Here is a 20,252-nt window from a genome sequence, read left to right as displayed (position 1 = left end):
TCGGCACACACCCGGGCAGGCGCTCAGGACCGCAGCGCAGCCGAGGCCATCGCCGTGAGCACGCGCCGAAGGTCGGCCTCGGCCATGGCCGGCAGCCGGGGGCTCGAGTTGAGGAGCCCGAACACCGCGTGGACGTGGGCCCGCGCCTCGATCGACGAGAGCTCCGGACGCACCCGCACGAGGGCGTCCACCCACAACTGCGCGTACTCCCGCTGCAGGGTGCGCACCTCGTGCCGGGGAGCGGCCGGCAGGGAACCGAGGTCACGGAACTGCACGCTGATGAGATCGGGCTCCGTGGCGACGAAGTCCACGTGCACCCCGAGCAGGGCATCGAGCACGTCCGCCGGCTCGCCGGCCCGCTCGACCGCCGCCCGCCCGCCGTCCCGCAGGCGCCGGGAGATGTCGAGCAGCATCTCGGCCAGTACGTCCTCCTTGGAGGTGAAGTACCGGTACATGCCCGGCCCGGAGATCCCGACCTCGGCACCGATGTCGTCCAGCCGCACGGCGTGGAATCCGCGCCGGGCCATGAGGCGGGCGGCGGCCACGAGGATCTCGTCGCGGCGCCGGGCCTTGGCCCGGGCGCGCGGGGTCAGCGGGGCCGCGGCGTCCTGCCGCTCGCCCACGCCGCTGCCCCCGGCCCCGGTCTCCGTCATCTCAGTGCCATCTCAGAAGCGCCGTCTCAGTGGAAGAAGTGCCGGGCGCCGGTGAAGTACATGGTGATCCCCGCCTTCTCCGCGGCCTCGATCACCTCGGCGTCCCGCACGGACCCGCCGGGCTGGACCACGGCGCGCACGCCCGCCTCGGCGAGCACCTCGAGACCGTCCGCGAAGGGGAAGAACGCGTCCGACGCGGCGACCGACCCGGTGACCCGCTCCCCCGCGCGCTGCACGGCGAGCCGGGCGGAGTCGACGCGGTTGACCTGGCCCATGCCCACGCCCACGGTGGCCCCGGACTGCGCGAGCAGGATGGCGTTGGACTTCACCGCGCGGCACGCGCGCCACGCGAACAGCAGGTCGCGCAGGGTCTGCTCGTCGGCGTCGTCGCCGCACGCCTTGGTCCAGCCGGCGACCACGTCGCCGTCCGCGTCGAGTGAGTCACGTTGCTGGACCAGCACGCCGCCGGAGATCTGCTTGCGCTCGAACTCGCCCTCGGCGGGCGCCTGCGCGGAGAGGATGCGGATGTTCTTCTTGCGCTGCAGGATCTCCACGGCACCGTCCGCGTAGGACGGGGCGATGATCACCTCGGTGAAGATCTCGGCGACCTGCTCGGCCATCTCCACCGTGACCTCGCGGTTGGCCGCGATCACGCCACCGAACGCGCTGACGGGGTCGCACTCGTGCGCGGCGCGGTGGGCGGCCGCGATGTCGGCGTCGATCGCGATGCCGCACGGGTTGGCGTGCTTGATGATCGCCACGCACGGCTCGGCGTGATCGAAGGCGGAGCGCCACGCGGCGTCGCCGTCGACGTAGTTGTTGTAGCTCATCTCCTTGCCGTGCACCTGGGTGGCCTGGGCGAGGCCGGGCGCGGCGGCCGCGTCGGTGTAGAGAGCGGCGCTCTGGTGCGGGTTCTCGCCGTAGCGCAGGGTCGCGGCGAGGTCGAGGCTCTGCCCCTGCCAGACCGGGAACTCGCCGGAGCCGCCCGCTGCCCCGTCGCCCGCGCCGTCCGCGGTCTGTGCGGTCATCCACGTGGCCACGGCGACGTCGTAGGCCCCGGTGTGGCGGAACGCGGCGGCGGCCAGGCTGCGGCGCTTCTCGAGGGTGAAGCCACCGGCCGCGACGGCCTCGAGCGCCTCGCCGTATCCGGCGGGGTCGACGAGCACAGCCACCGACGGGTGGTTCTTCGCGGCCGCGCGGACCATCGACGGTCCGCCGATGTCGATCTGCTCGACGCAGGCGTCGTAATCGGCGCCGGAGGCGACGGTGTCGGTGAAGGGATAGAGGTTGACGACGACGAGCTCGAACGGCTGCACACCGAGGTCGGCGATCTGCTCGAGGTGCTCGGGCTTGCGGGTGTCTGCGAGGATGCCGGCGTGAACCCGCGGATGCAGGGTCTTGACGCGGCCTTCGAGGCATTCCGGGAACCCGGTCAGCGCGTCGACGGGCGTCACGGCGACCCCGGCGTCGGCGATACGCTGCGCGGTCGAGCCGGTGGAGACGATCTCGACCCCGGCGTCGGCGAGCCCCCGGGCGAGCTCGGTGAGCCCGGTCTTGTCGTAGACGCTGATGAGTGCGCGGCGGACGGGCCTGCGGGAATCGGTCACGTTAGGTGCACCTTTCGACCTTCGATGTGGAGTCGGCCACGGGCGGCGGCCGCGAGGACGTCGACGAGCATCTCGCGCTCGACGACTTTGATGCGTTCATGGAGGGTGGCCTCGGTGTCGTCCGGGTGGACGTCGACGGCACGCTGGGCGATCACGGGTCCGGTGTCGACGCCGGCGTCGACCAGGTGGACGGTGCTGCCGGTGACGGTCACCCCGTAGGCGAGCGCGTCGCGCACCGCATGGGCGCCGGGGAACGACGGCAGCAACGCCGGGTGGGTGTTGAGCACGCGACCGTCGAACCGTCCGAGGAACGCGGCGCCGAGGATGCGCATGAAGCCCGCCGAGACCACCCAGTCGGGATCGAACCCGCTCACCACGTCGGCGAGGGCGCGGTCCCAGTCGGCGCGGTCGGCGTGGTCGCCGGGCCGGACGACGGCCGTCGGGAGGTCGGCGCGGCCGGCCCTGGCGACGGCCTCGCAGTCGCGGTCGGAGACCAGCGCGACGATGCGGTACGGGCAGCCGGGGGCGTCGGCGGCGTCGAGCACGCTCTGCGCGAGGGTCCCGGAACCGGACGCCATCACCACGACGCGACGGGCACCGGCAGGGTCGGCATCAGGGGAGCCGGCGCCGGGTGGAGAGGCGCTGGGGGTCTCGCTACCGACCACGTCCGGCTCTCCTACCCGTCGATCCTCAGACCCACCGGGAGCGCGGGCCACGGCTGGGAGTCTAGTCGGCCGCCCCTCTGCCCTCGGCAGGCAGACCGGTCGGATCGTCGGAGTCGGACTGTGCATCGCCGGGTTCGGCATCGTCGGCCACCGCGTCCCCACGCCGGGTGTCCTCGGACTCGCCCTCGTCGACCCGGACCTCCTCGGACTGATCCTCGGCGGGCTGACCCTCCGCGGGCTGCTCCTCCGCCGGCCGTGGGTCCTCGACCACCGCCGGAGATGGCGGACCCCCGGCAACCGTGGCGTCCTCGTCGGCAGCCGGGTCGAGGTCTGGCTGCGCGTCCACCTCGGCTTCCGCGGCGGTGTCGGAAGCGGCGACCTCGTCGTCGACCCCGGCGCTGTCGACCCCGGCGTCCTCGACACCAGCGTCCTCGACACCGGACGTGCTGGCCTCGCCGACCTCGCCCACCCCGCTCCCGGTCGGGTCCTCGACCGGATACTCCGCCGGGTCCTCGACCGGGTCCTCGACCACCGGGGCGGTCCCGGCGCGGCGACGACGCCGCTCGAGTTCGCTCTCGGCCCGCTCGCGGCGCCGAGTCAGGCCCGCCAACGACAAGGCGATCGTCGCCGACCCGATGATGCCGAACAGCACCAGGGCCATCGACGCCGCGATGAGCGAGCCCGTCCCGACCATGCCGAGCATCCCCAGCCGACCGCCCGCGATGACCGGGCTCACCGCGATCACCAGGGCCACGATCCCCGCGGCCAGCCACGTCGCCTTGACGGCGTCGCCGGTTGTGCGGAACCAGTGCGCGACCGACCTCGCGAGCCCGGCCGCCACGAACACCGTCACGAGCAACAGGCCCTGCACGACCCAGTGCGGGTTGGTGGTGGGCAGGACGGCCGCCAACGGCACCTCAGGCATCGGCCCCCGGGACACCGCGAACACGCTGTACGAGGCCTCGCCCAGGTGCGCCTCCCCGCCGACCATGAGCGCGGCCCCCGTCATCACCACATTGGGCAGGTACGCCACCGAGATGCCCGCGAGCGCGGCCGCGCCCACGACGCCCTTGCCGATCTCCAGGACCGACCCCACCGGCTCCCACGCCATCACCAGTCCGACCAGCACCAGCAGTGTCGCGACGGCCCACGTCGCGGCGACGAACGCGGCGCCCAGGTGGATCCCCCCGCGCACCCACAGCGGCAGTATCTCGCGCAGGTCGCGACGGAAGTACAGCCACACCCCCAGCCCCGAACCCACGATCCCCACACCTGCGGTCCACAGCAACGCCGTCGGCAGGGCCGACTCGCGCACCGCGAAATCCGAGGCGGCCGACCCGACCAGCAGCGTCGCCAGCCCGGTCAACAGCAGCCCCGCCAGCGTCACACCGGCCATCGCCGCCCCCGCCTCGCGCGGGCCCGGCTGCTCGACGTCCGCCAGCACCGCACGGGTCTGCCGGGCCAGGACCGCCACATAGATCAGCGCGGGCAACAACGGCAGGAACCCCAGCTCGACCCGGTCCACGGTCAGCGGCACCCGGTTGACCACCAGCCACTCCACCGCGACCACCGCGAACAGCGAGTCGAATCCGTCGGCGGTGAACAGCAGAACCGCCAGGGTGAGCGCCGCCAGCACCAGTACGGAGACGATGACGGGCAGCGCCGCGGCGGCCGCCGTCCACAACAACGAGCGGGCACCCGCGGGCGACCGTCTCGCAGCGGGCCGGATGACGCGTGGGGGACTCACTCTGACAACCGTAGATACCCGCCGGCGCGGGGCACCCCCGGCACGCCGCGACCCCCGCCATCCGGGGATGACGGGGGTCGCTGGGGCCTGCTCACTCGCGGTGGCCGGGAGGGCCACCGCGGGCGGATCACATGGCGTCGAGAAGATCCTTGGCCAGCTGCGCGGTCTCGGACGGCGTCTTGCCGACCTTGACGCCCGCGGCCTCGAGGGCCTCCTTCTTGGCCTGCGCGGTGCCCGCGGAGCCGGAGACGATGGCGCCGGCATGGCCCATCGTCTTGCCCTCGGGGGCGGTGAAGCCGGCCACGTAGCCGACGACCGGCTTGGTGACGTTGGCCTTGATGTAATCGGCCGCGCGCTCCTCGGCGTCGCCGCCGATCTCGCCGATCATGACGATGACCTTGGTCTCCGGGTCGTTCTCGAAGGCCTCGATGCAGTCGATGTGCGTGGTGCCGACGATCGGGTCGCCACCGATGCCGATGGCGGTCGAGAAACCGTAGTCGGCCAGCTCGTACATCATCTGGTAGGTCAGGGTGCCCGACTTGGACACCAGACCGACCGGCCCCTTGCCCGCGATGTTGGCCGGGGTGATACCGACCAGCGACTCGCCCGGCGTGATGATGCCCGGGCAGTTGGGGCCGATGATGCGGGTCTTGCCGCCCTTGGCGACGTTGTAGTTCCACGCGGTGGCGGTGTCCAGCACCGGGGCGCCCTCGGTGATGACCACGGCGAGCCCGATCTCCGCGTCCACGGCCTCAATGATCGCGTCCTTGGTGAACGGCGGCGGGACGAACAGAATCGTCGTGTCGGCGCCGGTGGCCTCCATGGCCTCCTTCACGGAACCGAACACGGGCAGCTCGACGTCGTTACCGTCGGCGTCCTTGTGGGACACCGTCGTGCCGGCCTTGCGGGCGTTGACGCCGCCGACGATCTGGGTACCGGCCGCGAGCATGCGGGCGGTGTGCTTGCTGCCCTCGCCGCCGGTGATGCCCTGGACGATGACCTTGTTGTCCTTGTTGAGGAAAATCGACATGTGTGTAAGGTCCTTTAGCTTCTTACTTGGCGGCCAGCTCGGCGGCCTTGTCGGCGCCGGAGTCCATGTTGTCGGCCAGGGTCACGAGCGGGTGGTTCGCCTCGGCGAGGATCTTGCGACCCTCCTCGACGTTGTTGCCGTCGAGCCGGACCACGAGGGGCTTGTTGGCCTCGTCGCCCAGGATCTCCAGGGCCTTGACGATGCCGTTCGCGACCGCGTCACACGCGGTGATGCCGCCGAAGACGTTGACGAACACGCTCTTGACCTGCTCGTCATTGAGGATGACGTCGAGACCGTTGGCCATGACCTCGGCAGAGGCACCGCCGCCGATGTCGAGGAAGTTGGCGGGCTTGACGCCGCCGTGGTTCTCGCCCGCGTAGGCGACGACGTCGAGAGTCGACATGACCAGACCGGCGCCGTTGCCGATGATGCCGACCTGTCCGTCCAGCTTGACGTAGTTGAGGTCGTTCTCCGCGGCCTTCTGCTCGAGCGGATCCGTGGTGCCCGCGTCGGCGAAGTCGGCGAAGGTCTCCTTGTGACGGAACTCGGCGTTCTCGTCCAGGGTGACCTTGCCGTCGAGGGCGAGGATCTCGTCATTCGGCGTACGGACGAGCGGGTTCACCTCGACCAGCGTGGCGTCCTCCTTGATGAAGACGTCGTACAGCTTGGCGATGGTCACCGCAGCGGCGTCCAGCACCTCCTCCGGCAGGTGGCCGGCCTTCGCGATCTCGCGGGCCTTGGCCTCGTCGACACCGACCGTGGGGTCGATGTTGATCCGGGCGAGGCGGTCCGGGGACTCCTCGGCGACCTGCTCGATCTCGACGCCGCCCTCGACCGAGCACATGGCCAGGTAATTGCGGTTCGACCGATCGACCAGGAAGGAGATGTAGTACTCCTCCGCGATGTCGCTGGCCTCGGCGACCAGCAGGTTCTTGACGATGTGGCCCTTGATGTCCAGGCCCAGGATGTCCTCGGCCCGGGCGCGGGCCTCCTTGGCATCCTCCGCCAGCTTCACGCCGCCGGCCTTGCCACGGCCTCCGACCTTGACCTGCGCCTTGACGACGACAGGCTTGCCGATCTCGGCCGCAACCTTCTCGGCCTCTTCCGCGGTGTCCGCGACGCGCCCCGGGGTGGTGGGCACGTCATGCTTCGCGAAAAGAGCCTTTGCCTGGTATTCAAAGAGATCCATCAGCTCACCATCTTGACGTGGGTAGATTCGCCCGGCCCTGTCGAAAGCCGAGTCCTGCCTCATCCTAGGCGCGTGGTGTGTCCCCCGTCGCACACTGGGGGTAGCTGTGTGTAGTGGATCACACCGGACGGCAGTCCGAACCGTCACACCCCACACATGCGCACCCCGGAGCCCCTCGGGCACCACGAGTCGCACCGGTGTGACGCACCCCTCCCCCACGCGCCGCCGACAACCTTGCGGCACCGTTGCCGATCCGTTACGTTGGACGACGTTCATCACGAAAAGATCACGGCGCGAACGCAGAGGGGAAACGACACGGTGCAGAAGTCGCAATTCGAGGAAGCCGCGACTCCCGTCGTCATCCCCCCTGTCGGTGCGCACCGGGTCGGCCGTCACCGGATGCCCGCGCCGCCGCACGCACTGCGCGGTCGCGCAGCCGTCCTGGCCGTCGCGGCCGGCGCCGCGGTGACCGCGGCTTCGGCCGGCTCCGCCATGAGCGACACGAGCACCCACTCGGCCGAGGCCGGGGACATCGCCCTGCTCGCCAACGGGGAGCCCGCCCCCGCCACCTCCGCGCCCGGTGCACCGTCGACCTCGGCGCCGGCGACGCCCTCGGCCCCGGCGCCGGTCGTCCTGCCGGCCGCTGCCGACGGCTCGTCCACCGATGACATCAGCTCGACGATGCTGTACGCGGGCACCGAGATCAACGCCCAGCGCGAGATCGCCGAGGAGCAGGCGCGACGGCCGAAGGTCGTCATCCCCGCGATCGGCGCGTTCACCTCCCCCTACGCGATGCGGTGGGGCGTGATGCACTCGGGCATCGACATCGCCAACGTCAACGGCACGCCCATCCTGGCTGCCACGGACGGCGTCGTGGTCGACGCGGGCCCCGCCCAGGGCTACGGCAACTGGGTTCGGATCATGTCCGACGACGGCACCATGACGGTCTACGGCCACATGGAGACCGTCGACGTCCAGAAGGGCCAGCGCGTCTACGCCGGTCAGAAGATCGCCGGTATGGGCAACCTCGGTTTCTCGACCGGCACCCACCTGCACTTCGAGGTGCTCGTCAACGACGGCCAGCAGCACGTCGATCCCGTCATCTGGCTGGCCGAGCACGGTCTCGACGTGCTCGCGGGCAGCGTCGCCTCCGCCTTCGGTAGCTGACAGTTCGACCTGTTCCGGCCGGGCCCACTCGATAGTTCGAGAGGCCCGGCCCCGGCGGCGCCATGACGCCTCTGCTCTAGAGCTTCTGCATGGGGACGCCCCCGATGAGCATCAGCCGGACCTTGCCCGACGCACCGAAGTCGATCGTCGCAGTGGCCCGCGGCCCACTGCCGTCGCAGGACAGCACCTTGCCGAGTCCGTACTTGTCATGGGTGACCCGGTCCCCCGGCGCCAGCTCGAGGGCGGGGGCGGACGCCTTCGCGCGGGGGATCCCGGACGACCGTCCACTCGCGGACCCGGCTCCACCTGAGCCGTACCCGCCCGAACCGTACCCGCCCGAACCGCCTCCGAAGCGGCGGCGCGGGACATACGAGTCGTCATCCCCGAATCCGCCACCACCGGCCGGCTCCTCGCGCTGCCATTCGATCGCCTCGGTGGGGATCTCCTCGAGGAACCGCGATCCGGGATTGGTCATGGGTTGCCCCCAGGACGAGCGCATCATCGCGCGGGTCAGGTATAGGCGCTTGCGGGCGCGCGTGATCCCCACGTAGGCGAGCCTGCGCTCCTCGGACAGCTCCGCCGGGTCCCCCAGCGCCCGCATGTGCGGGAAGAGTCCGTCCTCCATGCCGATGAGGAACACCACCGGGAACTCCAGCCCCTTGGCGGTGTGCAGGGTCATCAGAGTGACCTGCCCCTGATCCTCGTCCGGGATCTGGTCGGCGTCGGCGACCAACGAGACCCGTTCGAGGAACGCCGCCAGCGACCCGGGCTCCGCCAAACCCTCGTCGAGGTCGGCATCCGTCTGGTCGGGCACCGCACCCGCGGCCTCCCCGGCGTCCTCGATCCCGAAGCCCTGCTCCCGCGCGGAGCGCTGCAGTGCGGCCTCCGAGGAGAACTCCCGGCCCACGCCGACGAGCTCGTTGAGGTTGTCCAACCGGGCGGCGTCCTGCGGATCGTTGGACGCCTCCAGCTCGGCGCGGTAGCCGGTGCTCTCCAGCACGGCCTCCACCAGTGCCCCGACATCGGGCGCCGAGTCCTCCCCGGCGGCGTGACCGCTGCCGTCCAGCCGCCCCCGCAGGTCGTCGAGCATCTGCACGAACCCGGCGATCGCCTTGACGGACCTCGTCGGCAGCAGCGCCACCTTTCCCTCGGCCGCGTCCCGCAACGCGCGGCCGAACCCGATCCCCCGCTGCTCGGCGTGGACCACTACGCACGCCTCGGCACGATCCCCGATCCCTCGTCGGGGGGTGTTGAGGATCCGGCGCAGCGCCACGGTGTCGTCCGGGTTACCCAGCACCTTGAGGTAGGCGACGATGTCGCGCACCTCCTTGCGCTCGTAGAACCGGGTGCCGCCCACGACCTTGTAGGGCAGGCCCAGTCGGACGAACACGTCCTCGACCACGCGGGAGGAGTTGTTGGTCCGGTAGAACACGGCCATGTCGGAGTAGGAGGCCTCACCCGAGTCGACCAACCTGTCGATCTCCCCGGCGATGAACCTCGCCTCGTCGTGCTCGTTGTCCGCCACGTAGCCGACCAACAGCTCACCCGCGCCCTCGGAAGTCCACAGGTTCTTCTCCCGGCGGCCCGGGTTGCGCGAGATCACGGCGTTGGCGGCCGTGAGGATGGTCTGCGTGGAACGGTAGTTCTGCTCCAACAGGATGGAACGTGCATCGGGGTAGTCGTGCTCGAAGTCCTCGATGTTCCTGATCGTGGCCCCGCGGAACGCGTAGATCGACTGGTCGGCGTCACCGACAACGCAGAGTTCGGCCGGGGGGACGCCCACCTCGTCGTCGTCGTTCCCGGCCGCCCCGCCGACGAGCGTGCGCACCAGGACGTACTGGGCGTGGTTGGTGTCCTGGTACTCGTCCACCATGACGTGACGGAACCGCCGCCGGTAGTACGCCGAGACCTCGGGGTGGGCACGCAGCAGCGCGACCGTCTCCCCGATCAGATCGTCGAAATCGAAGGCGTTGGCCGCCTGCAACCTCGACTGGTACTCCGTGTAGACGGCCGCGACGGTCTGCCCGGTGCGGTCGGAGTCCTCCATCGCCCGGTCCATCGCCTCGGACGGCTCGCGCAACTCGTTCTTGTGGTTGGAGATGGCCGTGGCCAGCATCCGGGGGGTGAACTTCTTGACCTCGAGCTGCTGCTCCTTGGCGATCATCCCCAGCAGCCGCCGGGAGTCGTCCGAGTCGTAGATCGTGAAGTTCGAGTTCCGCGTCCCGAGCAGCGCGGACTGGGCGCGAAGGATCCGCACACAGATCGAGTGGAACGTCGCCACCCACATCCGCTCGGCGTGCGGGCCGACCAGTGTGGCGACCCTCTCGCGCATCTCGGCGGCGGCCTTGTTGGTGAACGTGATGGCCAGGATCTGCCCCGGGTGCGCGCCACCCTCGGCCAGCAGGTACGCGATCCGCCGCGTGAGCACGCTGGTCTTGCCCGAGCCCGCGCCGGCCACGATCAACAACGGGCCGCCGCGGTGTGTGACCGCGGCGGCCTGCTGTGGGTTGAGCCCGTCCAGGAGGGGCGAGTGGGGCGTGGTCGGTCGGGCGGAAGCGTGTGCGGTGTCGGTCATCGTGGGTCCAATCTACCCACTCGGTCCGACACCCCGGGATCAGCGCTGACCGGCCCCCGTGAACTCCTTCACCTGGGACGCCGTGGCGGTCAGGCCGGGGTCGTTGTCCAGGTAGTGGCGCGTCTCGCGGACGATGAGGCCGGAGAGGACCAGGAGGCCGATGAGGTTGGGGATGGCCATGAGGCCGTTCATGACGTCGGCGAAATTCCACACCACCTCGAGCTCGGTGACCGCCCCCACGAACACCACGCAGGTGAACACCATGCGGTACGGGATGACGCCGCGCGCGCCCACGAGCCGTTCCATGCAGCGCTCGCCGTAGTACGACCAGCCGAGGATGGTGGAGAAGGCGAAGAACGCGATGGACACCGCCACCAGCTTGTCGCCCTCGGGGATCGCGGAGCCGAAGGCGTCTGCGGTCATCGTCCCGGCGCTGTCGCTGCCCTCCTGCCACACACCCGTGGTCACCAGCACCAGACCGGTGAACGTCACGACGATGATGGTGTCGATGAACGTCTGGGTCATCGACACCAGGCCCTGCCGGGTGGGGTGCGTGGTCTTGGCGGCCGCCGCCGCGATGGCGGCGGATCCCATGCCGGACTCGTTGGAGAAGATGCCGCGGGCGACACCCATCTGGATGGCGTAGAGGATCGCCGAGCCGACGAAGCCGCCGACCGCCGAGGTGCCGGTGAACGCGTCCGAGAAGATCTGGCCGAACGCCGACGGGATCTGGCCGGCGTTGACCACGAGCACGACGGTCCCGCCGACGAGGTAGAGCACGATCATCAGCGGCACGAACCCGGCGGTGACGCGGCCGATCGCTTTGATACCGCCGAGGAGGACCGCACCGGTGAGGACGAACATCACGATGCCGGTGGTGACGTGCGGGACGCCGAACGAGTTGTCCAGCTGGGTGGCCACCGCGTTGCCCTGCGTCATGTTGCCGATGCCGAAGCTGGCCAGCACGGCGAACACCGCGAACACGATGGACAGGACGAGGCCGATCCTGCCGCCGGTGCGCCCGAAGAGTTCCGCGAACCCCCGGTGCAGGTAGTACTGCGGGCCGCCGGACTGCTCGCCGCGGGCGTCGGTGACGCGGAAGCGCACCCCGAGGAACGCCTCGGAGTACTTGGACGCCATGCCGACGAGCGCGGTGATCCACATCCAGAAGAGGGCACCCGGTCCGCCCAGCGCGATGGCCGTGGCGACACCGACGATGTTGCCCACGCCGACGGTCGCGGCCAGGGCGGTGGTCAACGCCTGGTACTGCGAGATGTCACCCTCGCCGCCGTCGTCCTTCCGTTTCAGCAGCCCCAGCCTGAGGGCGGGGACCAGCTTGCGGAACTGCAGCATCCGCAGCCGGATCGTCAGGAACAGGCCGGTGCCCAGCAGCAGCGGGATGAGGACGAACGGTCCCCAGATCACCGATCCGATGTCGGCGAGAAACGTGTTGATATCTTCCACGGGCGGAAACATTAGACGGTCATTCGTCCGGTTCGGGGCGCAGTGGGATAATTCGGTCATGAGCATCGATCCCGCCGGCACCGACGACCCGCTGTCAGAGTCCGAAATCCAGGAACTGCGATTGGAGATCGACCGCCTGGACGCCGAGATCCTCGATGCGATCGTCCGCCGCAGCGAGATCTCCAAGCGCATCGGCCGCACCCGCATGAAGTCGGGCGGCACGAAGCTCGTCCACACCCGGGAGCTCAAGGTCTACGAGCGGTTCTCCTCGCTCGGCGAGGAAGGGCAGACCCTCGCCGGCATGCTGCTGCGTCTCGGCCGGGGCCGCCTGGGCTACTAGCTGTACTGACAACCAGGGCCCCGGCTACTCTTCCGGCCCGACCCTGCCCGCCGTGGACGCGAAGCCCAGCCAGGTGTGGTGATTGTTCGCCCAGCACCACCCCACCTTGGGTGCGCCCTTGTTCGCTTTGCCATCGCGGCCGGTCCCGCCACTGATCCACAGTGCGGGCGTCAGCGAGTCCAGCCCGCCGCCCTTCTTGGGTTTGCGTGAGCCGATGCACATGAAGCACTTCCCGGGCTCCAGTAGGTCGGGGCGCTGAAGCAGCCAGCTGATCCCCTCGGAGACGGTGAGCGGGGTACGACCCCGGGCGCCCATCTCGGTGTGTGCGTCGGTGGGCGTCCAGTCCAGCATGTCGTCGTCGCGTGTCACGTCCCCCACCAGGTATAACGGGGCGTCCGGGACGTGGACGTCGTCGGTGGGCACGAACTCGGCCAGGTCGGTCATGTCGACGACGACGAAGCCCGCCTTACCGTGGCGGCGCATGAGGGTGGCCAGTCGCGCGGTGGGCACCAGGGACGGGTGGACGGCCAGCACGGACCCGCCACCGCCTTCGCTGTCGCCGGGTCCGGCAGGCAGTGCGCGGGCGTGGGCCCGCAGTTGATCGGCCGTGATTCCGGCGAGCTCGGGCACCCCGAGCTCGACGAGGCGCTCGACCTGGCGGGCGATGGGGGCTTCGGGCGGAACTCCGGGGGTCACATCGCTGGAACGGCCCGCGGCCCGCCGTTATTCCCGGTTAGCCTCGAAGCCATGACCGACATCAGCACGACGAAGCAGTGGACAGCGGTGGAGAACCTGGTTCCGTCGATCGGCGAGGTGTCTCTGCGGGAGCTGTTCGACGCCGACCCGGACCGCGGCCGCCGGATGTCGGTCACCGCGGGCGATCTGCACGTGGACCTGTCCAAACATCTGGTCACCGACGAGATCCTGTCCGCCCTGCTCGAACTCGCCCACGCCGCCCGGCTGCCGGCGCAGCGGGCCGCGATGTTCCGGGGCGACCGCATCAACACGACCGAGGATCGCGCGGTTCTCCACACTGCGCTCCGTCTTCCGCCCGATGCCGAACTCGTCGTCGACGACCGGAACGTGGTGGCCGACGTCCACGCGGTACTCACACGCATGGCCGACTTCTCCGACCGCGTCCGCTCCGGCGAGTGGACCGGACACACGGGCGAGCGGATCGACACGGTGCTCAACATCGGCATCGGGGGCTCCGACCTTGGCCCGGTGATGGTCGACAGCGCCCTGCGGCAGTTCCGGACGGCCGGCATCAGCGCCAGGTACGTCTCCAACGTCGACCCCGCCGACCTCTCGGCCACCCTCGCGGAGATCAACCCGGCAACGACCTTGGTGGTGGTCGCCTCCAAGACGTTCACCACCCAGGAGACCATGGCCAACGCGCACGCGGCGCGCCGGCACTTCGTGGAGGCCCTCGGCTCCGAGGACGCGATCGCCTCGCACTTCGTCGCCGTCTCCACCGCCGCCGAGAAGGTCGCCGACTTCGGCATCGCGGCGGACAACATGTTCGAGTTCTGGGACTGGGTCGGTGGACGATATTCCGTCTCCTCCGCCATCGGGCTGTCGGTGATGATCACGGTGGGGCCACCGGCGTTCATCGAACTGCTCGAGGGCTTCCACACGATGGATGAGCACTTCGCCACCGAGGCGCCCGAGCACAACGCACCGGTCCTCATGGCGCTGCTGGGGATCTGGTACACGTGCTTCCTCGGGTCGCAGTCCAAGGCCGTGATCCCCTACACCCAGGACCTCCGACGGTTCCCGGCCTACCTGCAGCAGCTGACCATGGAGTCGCTCGGCAAGTCGGTCCGGCTCGACGGCTCCGATGTCACCTACCCCACCGGCGAGGTCTACTGGGGCGAGCCCGGCACCAACGGCCAGCACGCGTTCTTCCAGCTCCTCCACCAGGGCACCCAGCTGGTTCCCGTCGATTTCATCGGGATCGCCCGCCCGGGCACGGACCTGGACGCCCACCCCACCGATGGGTCGGACGCGGTGTCCATGCACGACCTGCTCATGGCCAACCTGTTCGCGCAGTCGCGGGTCCTGGCGTTCGGCAAGACCGAGGAGGAGGTCCTCGCCGACGGCGTCGACCCGACTCTCGCGCCCCACAAGGTCATGCCCGGGAACCGGCCGTCCACCACGATCCTCGCGCCGTCGCTCTCGCCGGGTGTCCTCGGCCAGCTCATCGCACTGTACGAACACATCGTGTTCACCCAGGCCGCGATCCTCGGCATCAACGCGTTCGATCAGTGGGGCGTCGAGCTGGGCAAGGCCCAGGCCGGCGAGTTGCTGGGCGCCCTCACCGCCGACACCCACCCGGGCCCCACCTTCGATTCCTCCACGGACTCCCTGGTCGAGATCTACCGCGAGGCACGCGGCCGGCGCTGACGCCCGCACCGGCGCCGTCTCCCGCGCCGGCTCGTGCGCCCGGCCCGCTCAGCGGGGTGCGCCGTCCCCCTCGCGCGGGGCGCGCCACCGTGCGATTCTTGAGCATGGCCACGATTTACTGCACCGCGACGAGCCTCGACGGGTACATCGCCGACGACGACGAAAGCCTCTCCTGGCTGTTCGCCACTCCCGGAGGCGCCGCGCCGGGGTCGACTGCCGGGGCCGATGACGAGTCGGTGCCCGAGCTCCACTTCGACCGGTTCTTCGCCGGCGTCGGCTCGATCGTCTGCGGTGCGAACACCTTCGAGTGGGTCCGCCGGGATCTCACCAAGGACGGCCAGCCGTTCGTCTGGCCGTACTCCCAGCCCACCTGGGTCGTCACCCACCGGGACCTCGACCCCGTCGACGGCGTGGAATACTTCGCCGGCGATATCGCCGACCTGCACCCCCGCCTCGTCGAGGCCGCGGAGGGGCGGGACGTCTGGGTGGTCGGCGGCGGCGACCTCGCCGGGCAGTTCGCCGACCTCGGTCTGCTCGACCGGGTGTGGATCCATCAGTGCGCGGTCGTCCTCGGCTCCGGCCGACCCCTGCTGCCCCGTCGGCTCCGCCTCCACCGTCGTCAAGTCGACACCGACGGGCAGTTCACCGCCATGCTCTTCGACGTCGTCGGCCCGGAACCACGCGATTCGGCCTAGCTGCTCGACCCCCGGTGCGCCCCCGGTGCTCCCCCGGTGCGCCGGGGGAAAACCCTTGCCTAGTCGAATGTGTGTGCGTATTATAGAACACAGATTCGACACCGGGTAGGCGGCGCACGGTCAGGGGGTGGGGCACATGGGCGGTAACGCAGACCGTTCGTCCGGCGGCTCGTTCCCGTCCGGTGGTTCGTCGTCGCCGGGCGGCAGTGCGGCCGGCGCCTCCTCGTCTTCCGCCTCGCCCTCTTCACTGTCGGAGCTGCGGGCGGCGGCGCGTGAGGGGTGGATGGGCGAGAATCGCGCGGCGGCGCGCCGGTTCGTGGCCTGCTACGAGCTATTTGTCGAATGCCAACGCCGGGAGGAGTCCGGGGCGGGCAGCGGTGAGTGTCGGCCCGGTCATGCGGTGCTCGATCCGATCGATGTCGCGGCCGGGTACGTGGTGTCGGCGATGGCGATCTCGACGGGCCGGGCCGAACGGATGATCACTTTCGCTGTCGATCTGCACTTGCGGTATCCGGAGATCCTGTCCGCGATGGCGCAGGGGCGGCTGGATCTGCAGGCCGCGAAGATACTGGCCTCGCAGATGGCCACCGTCCACGTCGATGTGCTCGAGGCGGTGCAGCGGCGGGTCGTCGAGGAGTATCTCGCCGCGATCGAGGGCGGGGTGCGCCTTGGTGAGAAAGCCATCCGCGGCAACGTCGATGCGATCATCGCCCGCTACGACGCCGACGGGATCCGCCTGCGCCGCCAGGAGGCGGCCCGCACCCGCGGGGTGCGGTTCCACAAGGGCGTCGATGGCATGTCGAGCGTGTCGGCGATCCTGGCCACCGAGGAAGCCGCCGTCCTGGCCGAGGCCCTCGACCAGCGCGTGAAAGACCACAAGTACGCCGACGCCCAAGCCGCCGCCAGCACCCAAGCCGACACCGCCAACGCCGACACCGCCAACGCGGGCGATCGCGCGGCCGCTGGCGAGGTCGAGGACTACTCGATCGCCGAGCGGCGCGCCGACGCCCTGATGTCCCTGGTGTGCGGCGACGCCGGCCTAGCTGGCGCCGCTGGTCGCGCCGGTCGGCCCGGTCAGCCCGGCGCGCCTGGTGCCGGGGTGGCGTTGCGGCCGAAGGTCACCGTCATCGCCACCGGCAACACCGCCCGCGACGCCGGCGGCGCCCGGGTGGAGTTCACCCGCACCGGCCAGGCCGCCCTGCAGGCCCTGCTCGACATGCTCGCCACCAGCGACGGGGCCACCTTCGAGCCCATCGACCCGCGCATCGGGGCCGCCGACGACTCCCGGGCCGCCCTGAAATACCGGCCCAGCGCCCAGTTGGCCCGCCGGATCCGGCTGCGCGATGGCACCTGCCGCCACCCCGGCTGCGCGATCCCGGCCGAGGCCTGTGATCTGGATCATGTGGTGCCGTTTGATCACGCCGACCCCCGTCGGGGCGGGCACACCATCGAGGCCAACCTGGCCGCGATGTGCCGGCGTCATCACCGGTTCAAGACCTTCTCGGACTGGATCTACGAACTGCAGCCCGACGGCACCCTGACCGTGCGCACCCCGGACGGCTCGACCATGCTCACCCGACCCTCCGGCCCACTTGCCAAGTACCGGCGCGAACAGGCCCACGCCGAAACCGAGGCGTGGACCCGGCAGCAACGCCGCAGCCCCGACCCCACCGGCGACGAGAAGGCCGACGCCGAGCCGACGTTCTGGTCCCGCCGCGCCTCCCGCCACCGCACCGAACGCCGCAACACCGAACGCCGCAAGGCCGAACGCGCCCGCACCTACGACCCCGCCCCACCCGCCCCCGGCACCGGGACGGGCACCTCCGGGAACGGCAAGGCCACCGGGAACGGCACAGGCACGGACGCCGCCGGCGCCGCCGCCACCACCAGCGCGGCCACCGACACCACGCCCGAGAAAGCCACTCCCGCCAGCGCCACCCCCGAGAGCGCCAGCCGCTGGTGGGCCCGCAACAAACCCCACCACAGCGACATCGAAAAAGGCATCCGCGCCCTACTCCACGAACGCCTCGACGAACTCATCGACCCACCACCCTTCTGACACCACGAGGGCCGCGCCGGGCATGACCGGCGCGGCCCTCGTCGGGGCCCGGGTGGGGCCACCAGTGGGTCAGACGAAGCGGCGGCTGACCTTCTCGGGCAGGAGCGTCAGCAGCGGGCCGATCGCCTTCCACGGCTTGGCGGGAACCAGCGCGCGGGTGGGCTCGGCGTCGATCGTCTTGACCAGCGCGTCGACGCCCTCGTCGAACTCGGTCATCAACGCGGTCTTCACCGACCGGTTGATGTCCGTGCGGATATACCCCGGGAGAATGTCCGTCACCTTGATCCGGCTACCGGCACTGTCGAGCTCGGCGTACAGGCCCTGCGCCAGGGCCGAGACGAACGCCTTGGTCGCGCCGTAGGTGTTCTGCGCCTTCGGCATGCCGCGCAACGAGCTCACGGACGAGATGAACACCAGGTGCCCCTCACCTCGAGTGAAGAGCCGCTCCATCGCCGCCTCTGCCTGGTTCAGCGTGCCCACCACGTTCACCATCGCGGTCTCCCGGTTGGCGTGCGCCTTCCCCGTGCCGATCGAGGCGCCCTTGCCCAGCCCGGCGTTGAGTACGAACCGGTCGATGCCGCCGAGCTCGGCGTCCAGCTCGCCGAACACCCGCTCCACCGCGTCACCGTCAGCCACATCGAGCTCGCGGACCGCCACCGTGATCGAGGGATTCGCCGCCAGCAGTTCGGCTCGGAGCTCCTCCAGGCGGTCCAGGCGCCGCGCGCACAGCGCGAGGTTCTTCTCCTGCGCGGCCCAGCGGCGGGCCATTCCCTCCCCGAGGCCAGAGCTGGCACCGGTGATCAGAATCGTTTTGCGGTCGGTCACGAGTTCTCCTCCGTTGGCGATGCGCCCAGTGTGGCACGACGCGGCTGGCAGGACGGGCAACGGTAGGCGATGCGATCCAGGGAGTCGCTCGGTTCGTCCGGGTCCGCGAGTCCTCCGAGACGGAACGTCTCCACCTCGGTCCCGCACCGGCGGCACGGCTTGCCGTCGCGGCCGTACACCCACAGCTCGCGCCCGCGCCGGGTGTCGCCGGTCGTCACCCGGACTGTGCGGTCGGCGTTGGCCACCAGCATCCGCCGCGCCAGTGTGACCATCGCACGGAGGTCCGGCACGACCTCGACCGGATCCCGCGGGTCCACCCCGCGCAGGAAACACAGCTCCGCCCGGTAGACGGTCCCGATCCCGGCCAGATTGCGCTGGTCGAGCAACGCCTCGCCGATCGTACGAGTGGGTCGCTCGCTGATCCTCCGCACGACCTCGTCTGTGCTCGTCACCGGGTCCCAATTCGCGCTGAGGAGATCGGGCCCGAGGTGGCTGACGGCGCGGTCGGCCTCGGCGGGGGTCAGTGCGCGGAGCAGTCCGAGTTCCGTGCCCACCACCTCGACGTCACCGGCACGCAGGAGCAGCCGGACGGTGTGCGCGGGGAACCGCCACCGGTCCCCCGCACGCAGGACGTGGATGCGGCCCTCCATCTTGAGGTGGATGTGGAGGGTGACGGGGTCACGGCCCTCATCGTCGGGGCCGACGACGACGAAGAGGTGCTTCCCCCGGGACCGGGCCGTCACCACCGACCTGCCCGCGAGATCGACGGCGGCGAATCTCGGTACACGGAGCTCGCTCCTGTCCAGGGTGCGGCCGGCGAGGGCCTCGCGGACCCGCGCCGCAGCCCGGTGCACCGAATCACCCTCGGGCACGGTTCACCACCCCAGTTCGCGGCAACCGACGACCCCGGCGGTCTCGATCTGCACCGTCACGTGCTCGATCCCGTGCTCCTCCAGGAGGACGCGCCGAGCCTCGCCGAGCACCTCTGAGTGATCTGCGACCGAGTCGACCACCAGGTGCACGGTACCCACGTCCATTCCCGAGGTCAGTGTCCACAGGTGCAGGTCATGGACCTCCTCGACGTCACGCAGGGCTCCGAGCTGGGCCTCCACCTCCACCGGATCGACGCCGGCGGGCGCGTGCTGGGCGAGGACGGCGACCACCTGCCGTCCGAGCGCCACCGCCCGCACCACGATGAACACGGCGATCGCCACCGCGACCACCAGATCCCACACCGTCGACCCGGTCGCCCGCATGAGCAGCGCCGCCACGATCACCCCGACGGAGCCTGCCGCATCGGCGAGCACCTCGAGGTACGCGCCACGCACTGCCAGGCTTTCGCCGGACCCGCTGCGCAACAACAGCAGGGAGATGACGTTGACCACGAGCCCGAGCGCGCCGACGACGAGCATCGTCCCGGCGGCGACGGAGGAGTCGGAGCCGAGCCGACCGACAGCTTCGATCAGCACGTACACGCCCATGCCGAGCATGATGAGCACCGCCAGGCCGGAGGCGAAGATCTCCACGCGGTAGTGGCCGAACGTCCGGCGGCCTGATGCGTCGGGCCGGGTGGCGACCACCGTGGCCAGGAGGGCCGCGCCGAGTGCCACCACGTCCGCGCCCATGTGGCCGGCGTCGGAGAGGAGGGCGAGGGAGCCGGAGACCAGGCCGGCGACCAGTTCGACCCCGAAGAACGCCGCCGTCAGGGCGAACGCACCCCCGAGGCGCGCCCGGTATCGCCCACCGGCGTGGCCGGAGGGACGACCATGGGAATGGCCCGCACCCATTCGACAACACCCCTTCCAACACATGCACTAATGCGCATACTCT

Annotated in this window: 17 protein-coding genes; 5 read left to right on the top strand and 12 right to left on the bottom strand. The window is 70.4% G+C overall.

Going from position 1 to position 20,252, the window contains the following annotated elements:
• Window positions 1-23 precede the first annotated feature (23 nt).
• From CK206_RS16880 to sucC, 6 genes are all read right to left on the bottom strand, one after another.
• Window positions 24-653 (bottom strand): TetR/AcrR family transcriptional regulator, encoded by a 630-nt coding sequence (locus CK206_RS16880; protein ID WP_096907087.1) that lies wholly within the window; start codon window positions 651-653, stop codon window positions 24-26.
• Window positions 654-679: 26 nt separating this feature from the next.
• Window positions 680-2,260 (bottom strand): bifunctional phosphoribosylaminoimidazolecarboxamide formyltransferase/IMP cyclohydrolase, encoded by a 1,581-nt coding sequence (purH, locus tag CK206_RS16875; RefSeq protein ID WP_096907086.1) that lies wholly within the window; start codon window positions 2,258-2,260, stop codon window positions 680-682.
• A complete protein-coding gene (gene purN, locus CK206_RS16870; protein WP_067717350.1) occupies window positions 2,257-2,838 on the bottom strand; it encodes a phosphoribosylglycinamide formyltransferase in 582 nt (193 codons plus the stop codon). Before purN ends, purH begins: the two co-directional genes overlap by 4 nt.
• 148 nt (window positions 2,839-2,986) lie before the next feature.
• Complete coding sequence (locus CK206_RS16865; RefSeq protein WP_067717329.1) at window positions 2,987-4,672, bottom strand: DUF6350 family protein; 1,686 nt, start codon at window positions 4,670-4,672, stop codon at window positions 2,987-2,989.
• A gap of 127 nt (window positions 4,673-4,799) precedes the next feature.
• Window positions 4,800-5,702, bottom strand: a complete 903-nt coding sequence (gene sucD / locus CK206_RS16860; protein WP_067717326.1) for a succinate--CoA ligase subunit alpha — start codon at window positions 5,700-5,702, stop codon at window positions 4,800-4,802.
• Window positions 5,703-5,724: 22 nt separating this feature from the next.
• Window positions 5,725-6,891, bottom strand: coding sequence for an ADP-forming succinate--CoA ligase subunit beta (sucC, locus tag CK206_RS16855; protein ID WP_067717323.1), 1,167 nt, complete (start codon window positions 6,889-6,891; stop codon window positions 5,725-5,727).
• A 318-nt stretch (window positions 6,892-7,209) separates the two neighbouring features.
• Between sucC and CK206_RS16850 the strand changes: the two genes are divergently transcribed.
• Entirely contained in the window at window positions 7,210-8,058 is an 849-nt protein-coding gene (locus tag CK206_RS16850) for a M23 family metallopeptidase (RefSeq protein WP_227022049.1), read from the top strand.
• A 76-nt stretch (window positions 8,059-8,134) separates the two neighbouring features.
• On the opposite strand, the gene CK206_RS16845 is transcribed toward CK206_RS16850, so the two are convergent.
• Both CK206_RS16845 and CK206_RS16840 read right to left on the bottom strand, forming a co-directional pair.
• Complete coding sequence (locus CK206_RS16845; protein ID WP_096907085.1) at window positions 8,135-10,633, bottom strand: UvrD-helicase domain-containing protein; 2,499 nt, start codon at window positions 10,631-10,633, stop codon at window positions 8,135-8,137.
• Window positions 10,634-10,672: 39 nt separating this feature from the next.
• Window positions 10,673-12,109, bottom strand: a complete 1,437-nt coding sequence (locus tag CK206_RS16840) for a sodium:alanine symporter family protein (RefSeq protein ID WP_096907084.1) — start codon at window positions 12,107-12,109, stop codon at window positions 10,673-10,675.
• 46 nt (window positions 12,110-12,155) lie between these two features.
• Between CK206_RS16840 and CK206_RS16835 the strand changes: the two genes are divergently transcribed.
• Window positions 12,156-12,437, top strand: a complete 282-nt coding sequence (locus CK206_RS16835; RefSeq protein WP_069388780.1) for a chorismate mutase — start codon at window positions 12,156-12,158, stop codon at window positions 12,435-12,437.
• A gap of 24 nt (window positions 12,438-12,461) precedes the next feature.
• On the opposite strand, the gene CK206_RS16830 is transcribed toward CK206_RS16835, so the two are convergent.
• The gene (locus tag CK206_RS16830) at window positions 12,462-13,133 is read right to left on the bottom strand and encodes a DUF5701 family protein (protein ID WP_096907083.1); all 672 of its coding nucleotides are present in this window, start codon (window positions 13,131-13,133) and stop codon (window positions 12,462-12,464) included.
• Window positions 13,134-13,184: 51 nt separating this feature from the next.
• Here CK206_RS16830 and pgi point away from each other — a divergent pair, with 51 nt between their 5' ends.
• The 3 genes from pgi (at window position 13,185) to CK206_RS16815 (ending at window position 17,597) form a co-directional block, all read left to right on the top strand.
• Window positions 13,185-14,843: a glucose-6-phosphate isomerase gene (gene pgi / locus CK206_RS16825; RefSeq protein WP_069388782.1), complete on the top strand. Its 1,659-nt coding sequence runs from the start codon at window positions 13,185-13,187 to the stop codon at window positions 14,841-14,843.
• A gap of 104 nt (window positions 14,844-14,947) precedes the next feature.
• Window positions 14,948-15,538: a dihydrofolate reductase family protein gene (locus CK206_RS16820; protein WP_096907082.1), complete on the top strand. Its 591-nt coding sequence runs from the start codon at window positions 14,948-14,950 to the stop codon at window positions 15,536-15,538.
• Window positions 15,539-15,674: 136 nt separating this feature from the next.
• On the top strand, window positions 15,675-17,597 hold the full coding sequence (locus tag CK206_RS16815) for an HNH endonuclease signature motif containing protein (RefSeq protein ID WP_096907081.1): 1,923 nt from the start codon (window positions 15,675-15,677) through the stop codon (window positions 17,595-17,597).
• Window positions 17,598-17,666: 69 nt separating this feature from the next.
• Here the strand turns inward: CK206_RS16815 and CK206_RS16810 are convergent, their stop codons facing one another.
• From CK206_RS16810 to CK206_RS16800, 3 genes are read right to left on the bottom strand one after another with little or no spacing between them, the layout of a single operon-like run.
• Complete coding sequence (locus tag CK206_RS16810) at window positions 17,667-18,422, bottom strand: SDR family oxidoreductase (protein WP_096907080.1); 756 nt, start codon at window positions 18,420-18,422, stop codon at window positions 17,667-17,669.
• Complete coding sequence (locus CK206_RS16805) at window positions 18,419-19,294, bottom strand: DNA-formamidopyrimidine glycosylase family protein (protein ID WP_096907079.1); 876 nt, start codon at window positions 19,292-19,294, stop codon at window positions 18,419-18,421. Before CK206_RS16805 ends, CK206_RS16810 begins: the two co-directional genes overlap by 4 nt.
• 3 nt (window positions 19,295-19,297) lie before the next feature.
• On the bottom strand, window positions 19,298-20,209 hold the full coding sequence (locus CK206_RS16800; RefSeq protein WP_096907078.1) for a cation diffusion facilitator family transporter: 912 nt from the start codon (window positions 20,207-20,209) through the stop codon (window positions 19,298-19,300).
• Window positions 20,210-20,252: the final 43 nt, after the last annotated feature.

The organism is Dietzia sp. WMMA184, assembly GCF_002441635.1.
GTDB lineage: Bacteria > Actinomycetota > Actinomycetes > Mycobacteriales > Mycobacteriaceae > Dietzia > Dietzia kunjamensis.
Note: the sequence above shows the minus strand (reverse complement) of the source record. Positions and strands in the feature narration are given on the sequence as shown.

Coding starts and splice junctions, on each gene's coding strand:
- purN (WP_067717350.1), bottom strand. CDS start 2,838: ATGGCGTCCGGTTCCGGGACCCTCGCGCAGAGCGTGCTCGACGCCGCC.
- pgi (WP_069388782.1), top strand. CDS start 13,185: ATGACCGACATCAGCACGACGAAGCAGTGGACAGCGGTGGAGAACCTG.
- sucD (WP_067717326.1), bottom strand. CDS start 5,702: ATGTCGATTTTCCTCAACAAGGACAACAAGGTCATCGTCCAGGGCATC.
- CK206_RS16880 (WP_096907087.1), bottom strand. CDS start 653: ATGACGGAGACCGGGGCCGGGGGCAGCGGCGTGGGCGAGCGGCAGGAC.
- CK206_RS16835 (WP_069388780.1), top strand. CDS start 12,156: ATGAGCATCGATCCCGCCGGCACCGACGACCCGCTGTCAGAGTCCGAA.
- CK206_RS16845 (WP_096907085.1), bottom strand. CDS start 10,633: ATGACCGACACCGCACACGCTTCCGCCCGACCGACCACGCCCCACTCG.
- CK206_RS16800 (WP_096907078.1), bottom strand. CDS start 20,209: ATGGGTGCGGGCCATTCCCATGGTCGTCCCTCCGGCCACGCCGGTGGG.
- sucC (WP_067717323.1), bottom strand. CDS start 6,891: ATGGATCTCTTTGAATACCAGGCAAAGGCTCTTTTCGCGAAGCATGAC.
- CK206_RS16820 (WP_096907082.1), top strand. CDS start 14,948: ATGGCCACGATTTACTGCACCGCGACGAGCCTCGACGGGTACATCGCC.
- CK206_RS16840 (WP_096907084.1), bottom strand. CDS start 12,109: ATGTTTCCGCCCGTGGAAGATATCAACACGTTTCTCGCCGACATCGGA.
- CK206_RS16815 (WP_096907081.1), top strand. CDS start 15,675: ATGGGCGGTAACGCAGACCGTTCGTCCGGCGGCTCGTTCCCGTCCGGT.